A 6,422-nucleotide genomic window follows, 5' to 3' on the forward strand; every position below is an offset into this window, starting at 1 on the left:
CAATCCTTCGATCGACCGGCGGGTCGCGACATGGTGGTTGCCGTCACGACCCGCCTACCCGCACCGGAACGACTCAGATGCGGGACGCCTTGACCGGGAACCGCTCGATCTGCGCGAGCACGGTGTCCGGGTCGTCCGGGAGCACCAGGTCCACCGGGCTCAGTTGCCGGAGGTAGGCCCCCTTGGGCGGGAAGTTGTAGATGGTGCCGACCAGGATCTGCGGCTCCTTCGTAGTCAGCACCAAAGGTTCATAAATCCGGCCAGCGCCACTTCCGGACATACGCCGGAAATCGTCCGGCTGGTCGATCGTCATGGTGAAGGACAACGAGAGGCGCAAGCTGAACGCGTTCGTGCTGCGGTCGGTGAGCGTCAATGTGCTCTTGGCATCAACATCATTCTGCTCAATGGTGACTGTTCCGCCGCTCTGCCTGGCGTAGTCGCCAATGTCCGGCAACTCCGCGGTGACACGGTGACCGATCACTTTCAGGCGTCTTGAATTCTCCGGGTTGGCCGGATTCGCCAGGACCCGAACCCTCATCCCACCCCTGAAGTCCAGGTTTACCTGTGCGGTCCTGATCGCCGTCGGAGCGTCCAGTGCAAGGAGGCCGATGGGGATCTCGGCTCCGACCGCAGGCAGCCCGCGCTGGTCCTGGGCCTGACCCTCCGGCACTCCGCCGATCAGGCCCGCGGAGCCCAGGACCACCCCGATGGCCGCGACCGCGACGCGCGCACGGAGCCTGCCTCGGTTCCGGCCACCGCGAGCGCGGCCGGACCGGTTTCCTGTCGGCACTGTCATGGGGGCCTCCGAAACTGTTCCGGGACTTGCTGTCCAGCTGAACCTAAACGCCGTTTTCCGGTCCTGACAGATCCCGCGCCGCGGCCAACCCACTCGTGTGGACAACCCGCTCCAATGCAGGCCAATGAATCCCAGCAGAAGCCCGGCGCTGAGCACAGAGACAGCGAAATGAACCTAGGCAAGACCCGTACGTATGAAACAAACCATCAGAACAAGAAAAGTTCCAGCCAGACCGGTAAGCCGGGCCGCCGGCGAATGTGATGCCCTGGTCTTCGTCGATCACCTGACGAACAGGCAGAACGGGTGGCCCACCGGGTCGAAGTAGACGCGGACGTGGTCCTGCGGCTGGAACTCGGCCGGGGTGGCGCCACAGGACTCGGCGTGCGCGCAGGCGGCGAGCAGGTCGGCGACCTGGAAGTCCAGGTGGATCATCATGCCCGGCGCGGACGGGCTGGTGGGCCAGGTGGGGCGCTGGTAGTTCGGCTCGGTCTGGAAGGACAGGCCGGGCCCGCCGCCGGGTGGGCTGATCTTGACCCAGTCCGCCTCGTCCTGGACCACTTCCCAGCCGAGCAGGCGGCGGTAGAACGTGGCCAGGCTGCGTGGGTCCGGGGCGTCCAGGACAACGCCGGACAGGATCAGGTCTGGCTGCGCGGACATCGGGCCTCCCGTGACGGTGAACACGCTCCGTGGTGAGCAGAGTGCCCGTCACTTGACCTGATGAACATCCAGACTTACCGGTCGGTAAGGGCTAATCACACGGACAGTAGTTCGATCAACACGGTGTGCCGATGGACACACCGAGAGAGCTAACAGTCCGATAAAGCCTTTGGATACATCCTTCCCTGTTCAATCACGGAGCGAGACCGTCGATATCAGGGATGCTCCGAAAGAGTGGTGTGATCGGGGAAGGGGCGCGACATGGTGAACGCTCTGCTACCACTTTTCGTGATTCTGCCTGTCCTGCTGAGCGTGGTGGATCTCGTGTGGCACTCGAAGAAGCTGCGCGCGAACCTGGCCCGGCGGCAGGCGCGGAAGGCCACGCGGGAGATCAGGGAGCGTCGGCTACCGGCGCCGCGCGCGTGCCGTGCGGCGGCGACCGCCCGGCGGATCCAGCAGGCCCGGCTGCCAGTCACCCGGTCCGGGGCCATCCTGATCACCACGCGCACCGCGTCCGGGGTGTCCGCCGGGCTGTAGCGCGTTGAGAAAGCTCACATCAGGAGGAACACCCGGGGACGCCGGGTCGTTCCTTTTCCGCTGTCCGGATGCGGACAGCCGGGACCGGACGGCGCGAGCGGGTCAGGCGCGGTAGATCAGGGCGGTGGCGACCGCGGCGATGCCCTCGCCGCGACCGGTCAGGCCAAGGCCGTCCGTGGTGGTGCCGGAGACCGCGACGTCGCCGCCTGCCGCCTCGGAGAGCACCTTCTGCGCCTCGTCCCGGCGCTTGCCGATCCGCGGGGCGTTGCCGATCACCTGCACCACCGCGTTGCCCACCTGCCAGCCGTCCTCGGCCAGCAGGTCGCGTACGTGCGCGAGCAGTTCCACGCCGTGCGCGCCGGACCAGCGGGGGTCGCCGGTGCCGAAAACGGCGCCCAGATCGCCCTTGCCTGCGGCGGAGAGCAGGGCGTCGCACAGGGCGTGTGCGGCCACGTCGCCGTCGGAGTGACCGGCGCAGCCGTCCACGCCCTCCCACAGCAGGCCGGCCATCCAGCAGTCGCGGCCGGGCTCGATCGGGTGCACATCGGTGCCTACTCCGACACGCGGCGGGATCACGCCTGGCCCTCCACAAGTTGGGTGCGCGCGGCCAGCAGGGCGTTGGCCACGGTGAGGTCGAACGGGGTGGTGACCTTCATCGCATCGGCGTGGCCGGGCACGGTGTGCACCGGGATGCCGATCCGCTCGACCAGGCCCGCGTCGTCGGTGGCGGCCACACCGTCGGCCAGCGCGGCCTCATGGGCGCGGCGCAGCACGTCGACGGCGAAGCCTTGCGGGGTCTGCACGGCACGCAGGGTGGTCCGGTCGGGCGTGGCGCGAACCACACCGTCGGCGTCCACCTGCTTGATCGTGTCGGCCACCGGAAGGGCCGGGATGACCGCCTGGGCACCCGCTCGCACGGCCTCGACCACCGCGGCGGTCAGTTCCGGCGGGGTGAAGGCGCGGGCCGCGTCGTGCACGAGCACGACCTCGGCGTCCGGGACGATCTCCAGCGCGGCGTCCAGGGCCAGCTTGACTGATTCGGAACGCTCGGCGCCTCCGACAACGACGTGCACCGCCGCACCGACCGAAGCCAGTGCGGCGGTCACGACGTCCATCTCGGAGCGTGGCGCGGCGACAACGACCTGCTGGACACAGCCCGATCGCCACAGACCACGTACCGCGTGTACCAATAACGGCTCGCCGCCGACTTCGACGAGGGCCTTCGGCACACCGGCACCGAGCCGCTCACCTCGCCCGGCAGCGGGCACGAGCGCGACAACACTCATGGCAGCGGCGGTGTCTTCTCTCGACTTGTCAGGAGGCGGTGGCGAGGACTTCGTCGAGGAGAACCTCGGCCTTGTCCTCGTCAGTGCCTTCGGCCAGGGCCAGCTCGCTCACCAGTATTTGCCGAGCCTTGGCCAACATGCGCTTCTCACCAGCGGACAGGCCGCGGTCCTTCTCCCGTCGCCAGAGATCGCGCACCACTTCGGCAACCTTGTTCACATCGCCGGAGGCGAGCTTCTCAAGGTTGGCCTTGTACCGCCGAGACCAGTTGGTGGGTTCTTCGGTGTGCGGAGCACGCAGCACCTCGAAGACCCGATCCAGACCTTCCTGACCGACAACGTCCCGCACACCGACGATCTCGGCGTTGTCCGCGGGCACCCGGACGGTGAGGTCTCCTTGCGCGACCTTGAGGACGAGGTACTTCTTCTCCTCGCCCTTGATCACGCGGGTCTCAATTGCTTCGATGAGAGCGGCACCGTGGTGCGGGTAGACGACGGTCTCTCCGACCTTGAAAACCATGTGTCCTCTGCCCCTTTCGCTGCCCCCATCCTAACACGTCCGGCCATCTCCGCTCGACCCCCGTGCGATCTGTAAGCGCAGGTCAGCGGCCACGGGAGGGGTTGACAAACCAGAGCGGGACATGCTTCCCCCGGTCAGCGCAGGACAACGCCGGGTCCACAGTGGACTTTTGATCTCCGTGAAACTCCGGGGCACGGCGAAATGGCCTACGCCGTATTGCGCGAACAGGTGATCATCAATACCCGCCACCTGGCACGGCCACCAGGTGCCACCCACGCGGGCGCGGGTGGTTAGGCTGCGGCCGAGGAGTTCACCAGGTACTCCAGGGAAGGATCGGCGCGCTGTGAGCCGTGTAGAGCAGAAGGCAGTCCGTGCCCGCCTGGTCCCGGCGGCGCTGGGTCTGGGTATCGCGCTGGCCGTGACCGGCTGTGGCGCCGGCATGAACTCGCAGACCTCGGTCCAGGTCGCCGCGGTGAACGGGGCGAGCGGCAAGGTCGGGGCCATCGAACTGCGTGATGGCCAGCTCGCCTTCCCCTCGAACAACCCCAAGAAGTTCTACCCGGCCAAGAGCAACGCCTCCCTGGGCATCTCCCTGATCAACAGCGGGGCCAGCGACGACAAGCTGGTCTCGGTCAGCTCCGAGGGCGCGGGCTCGGTCGAACTCAAGGGCGACGGCGCCGTCCCGGCCGGTTTCGCGGTGCGCGCCGAGCTGAACGAGCCCGAGCACGCCACCACCAGCGCGGCCACCACGAGCGCGGCGCCGACCAGCACCTCCGGCGCGGCAGGCTCGACCTCCGGCCGCCCCACCGGCTCCTCGGCCACCTCGACCTCGGCGGCCACCCCGGCCAGCTCCGCGGTGGACAGCAAGCTCAAGGTCGGCACCGTGGTGATCACCGTGGTCGGCCTCAAGCACGACCTGTGGCCGGGCAAAACCATCCCGGTGGTGTTCACCTTCGCCAAGGCCGGTCAGGTCACCCTGCAGGTGCCGATCGCCGCGGATGAGGAACACCGTGAGGACCTGCCCAAGACCGGCGGGCACGGCGGCGGTGGCGGTCACTGATCCGGTGACTGTCGGACCGACCCCCTAGGTTCACCGGCGTGGCGAAGAACGTGCGGGTGACCCGTCCCGGTTACCGCTGTGCCGAATGCGGCAACGAGGTGGCCAAGTGGGTCGGCCGCTGCCCGGAATGCCAGGCCTGGGGCACGGTCGAGGAGAAGGGCGCGGTCAAGCCCGCGCTGGCCAGGATCACCGCGAGTGCGGTCTCCGCGCCCGCCCGGCCGATCGGCGAGGTCGACATCGAGGCCGCCCGCGCGGTCTCCACCGGCGTCGGCGAACTGGACCGGGTGCTGGGCGGCGGGGTCGTGCCGGGCGCGGTGATCCTGCTCGCGGGTGAGCCGGGGGTCGGCAAGTCCACGCTGTTGCTGGAGGTCGCGCACCGCTGGGCCGCCTCCGTCGGCAACGGGCGCTCGCTCTACATCACCGGCGAGGAGTCCGCGGGCCAGGTGCGGCTGCGCGCGGAGCGGACCGGGAACCTGCACGGCGAGATGTACCTGGCCGCCGAGGGCGAGCTGGGCGCGATCCTGGGCCACATCGAGGCGGTGCGGCCGGGACTGCTGATCGTGGACTCGGTGCAGACCATCCAGTCCGCCATGATCGACGGCGCGCCGGGCGGGGTCACCCAGGTGCGCGCGGTGGCCTCGGCGCTGATCGCGGTGGCCAAGGAGAACAACCTGCCGGTGCTGCTGGTCGGGCACGTCACCAAGGACGGTTCGATCGCCGGGCCGCGGATGCTGGAGCACCTGGTGGACGTGGTGCTGCACTTCGAGGGCGACCGGCATTCCACCCTGCGGCTGATCCGCGGGGTGAAGAACCGCTACGGCCCGGCGGATGAGGTGGGTTGTTTCGAGCTGCGCGACGACGGCATCGTCGGGGTGGCCGACCCGTCCGGGCTCTTCCTCAACCAGCGCGACGTCGGCGTGCCCGGCACCGCGATCACGGTGATCGTGGAGGGCAAGCGGCCGCTGCTGGGCGAGGTGCAGGCACTGGTGGCCGCGACCAACCTGCCAGCGCCCCGGCGCGCGGTGAGCGGGCTGGACTCGGCCAGGGTGGCGATGGTGCTCGCGGTGCTGGAACGCCGCGGCCGGGTGCGCCTTGGCGACAAGGACGTGTTCACCGCGACCGTGGGCGGCATGCGGGTGCTGGAGCCCGCGGCGGACCTGGCGGTGGCGCTGGCGGTGGCCTCGGCCGCGCGGGATGTCGCGTTGCCCCCCACCATGATCGCGCTTGGTGAGGTCGGGCTGGCCGGTGAGGTGCGGCGGGTGGCCGGGGCCGGGCGGCGGCTGGCCGAGGCGGCCCGGATGGGCTTCACGCACGCGCTGGTGCCGCCGGACTCGGGCACGTTGCCGCCGGAGATCAAGGCCACCGTGGTGCCGGATCTTGGCTCCGCACTGCGGGAACTGCGCGCCGAGGACTGAGACGTGGAAAGGCCCGCACACCCCCGAGGGCGGGTTCACGTGGTCGTTGCAACACCTCGATCTGAGGGGTTGCAACGACCATGTCGTTTTCGGAGGACCTTCACCAGCACCGTGACACGCTGCTGAGGATGATCGACGCTGGCGTGCCAGTGGC

8 protein-coding genes are annotated in these 6,422 nt (G+C 69.0%); 3 read left to right on the top strand and 5 right to left on the bottom strand.

What is annotated here, in order from left to right; all coding sequences use genetic code 11:
* Window positions 1-73: 73 nt before the first annotated feature.
* Window positions 74-796: a hypothetical protein gene (locus tag ACTOWY_RS13005; protein WP_441309845.1), complete on the bottom strand. Its 723-nt coding sequence runs from the start codon at window positions 794-796 to the stop codon at window positions 74-76.
* Between the two features lie 279 nt (window positions 797-1,075).
* Window positions 1,076-1,453 carry a VOC family protein gene (locus ACTOWY_RS13010; protein ID WP_441309846.1) on the bottom strand — a complete coding sequence of 126 codons (378 nt, stop codon included), beginning with the start codon at window positions 1,451-1,453 and terminating at the stop codon, window positions 1,076-1,078.
* Between the two features lie 312 nt (window positions 1,454-1,765).
* On the opposite strand from ACTOWY_RS13010, the gene ACTOWY_RS13015 reads away from it, so the two are divergent.
* On the top strand, window positions 1,766-1,990 hold the full coding sequence (locus ACTOWY_RS13015) for a hypothetical protein (RefSeq protein WP_441309847.1): 225 nt from the start codon (window positions 1,766-1,768) through the stop codon (window positions 1,988-1,990).
* 102 nt (window positions 1,991-2,092) lie between these two features.
* Here the strand turns inward: ACTOWY_RS13015 and ispF are convergent, their stop codons facing one another.
* Genes ispF through ACTOWY_RS13030 form a run of 3 tightly spaced genes read right to left on the bottom strand, consistent with a single transcriptional unit; the run spans window position 2,093 to window position 3,793 of the window.
* Window positions 2,093-2,566: a 2-C-methyl-D-erythritol 2,4-cyclodiphosphate synthase gene (gene ispF, locus ACTOWY_RS13020; RefSeq protein ID WP_308300973.1), complete on the bottom strand. Its 474-nt coding sequence runs from the start codon at window positions 2,564-2,566 to the stop codon at window positions 2,093-2,095.
* Entirely contained in the window at window positions 2,563-3,276 is a 714-nt protein-coding gene (gene ispD / locus ACTOWY_RS13025; protein WP_441309848.1) for a 2-C-methyl-D-erythritol 4-phosphate cytidylyltransferase, read from the bottom strand. Before ispD ends, ispF begins: the two co-directional genes overlap by 4 nt.
* A 28-nt stretch (window positions 3,277-3,304) precedes the next feature.
* The gene (locus ACTOWY_RS13030) at window positions 3,305-3,793 is read right to left on the bottom strand and encodes a CarD family transcriptional regulator (RefSeq protein ID WP_065915127.1); all 489 of its coding nucleotides are present in this window, start codon (window positions 3,791-3,793) and stop codon (window positions 3,305-3,307) included.
* Between the two features lie 343 nt (window positions 3,794-4,136).
* On the opposite strand from ACTOWY_RS13030, the gene ACTOWY_RS13035 reads away from it, so the two are divergent.
* Both ACTOWY_RS13035 and radA read left to right on the top strand, forming a co-directional pair.
* Complete coding sequence (locus tag ACTOWY_RS13035; RefSeq protein WP_441309849.1) at window positions 4,137-4,853, top strand: hypothetical protein; 717 nt, start codon at window positions 4,137-4,139, stop codon at window positions 4,851-4,853.
* Between the two features lie 38 nt (window positions 4,854-4,891).
* The gene (radA, locus tag ACTOWY_RS13040; protein ID WP_441309850.1) at window positions 4,892-6,268 is read left to right on the top strand and encodes a DNA repair protein RadA; all 1,377 of its coding nucleotides are present in this window, start codon (window positions 4,892-4,894) and stop codon (window positions 6,266-6,268) included.
* The last annotated feature ends 154 nt before the right edge of the window (window positions 6,269-6,422 follow it).

The organism is Crossiella sp. CA198 (assembly GCF_052078295.1).
Taxonomy (GTDB): domain Bacteria; phylum Actinomycetota; class Actinomycetes; order Mycobacteriales; family Pseudonocardiaceae; genus Crossiella.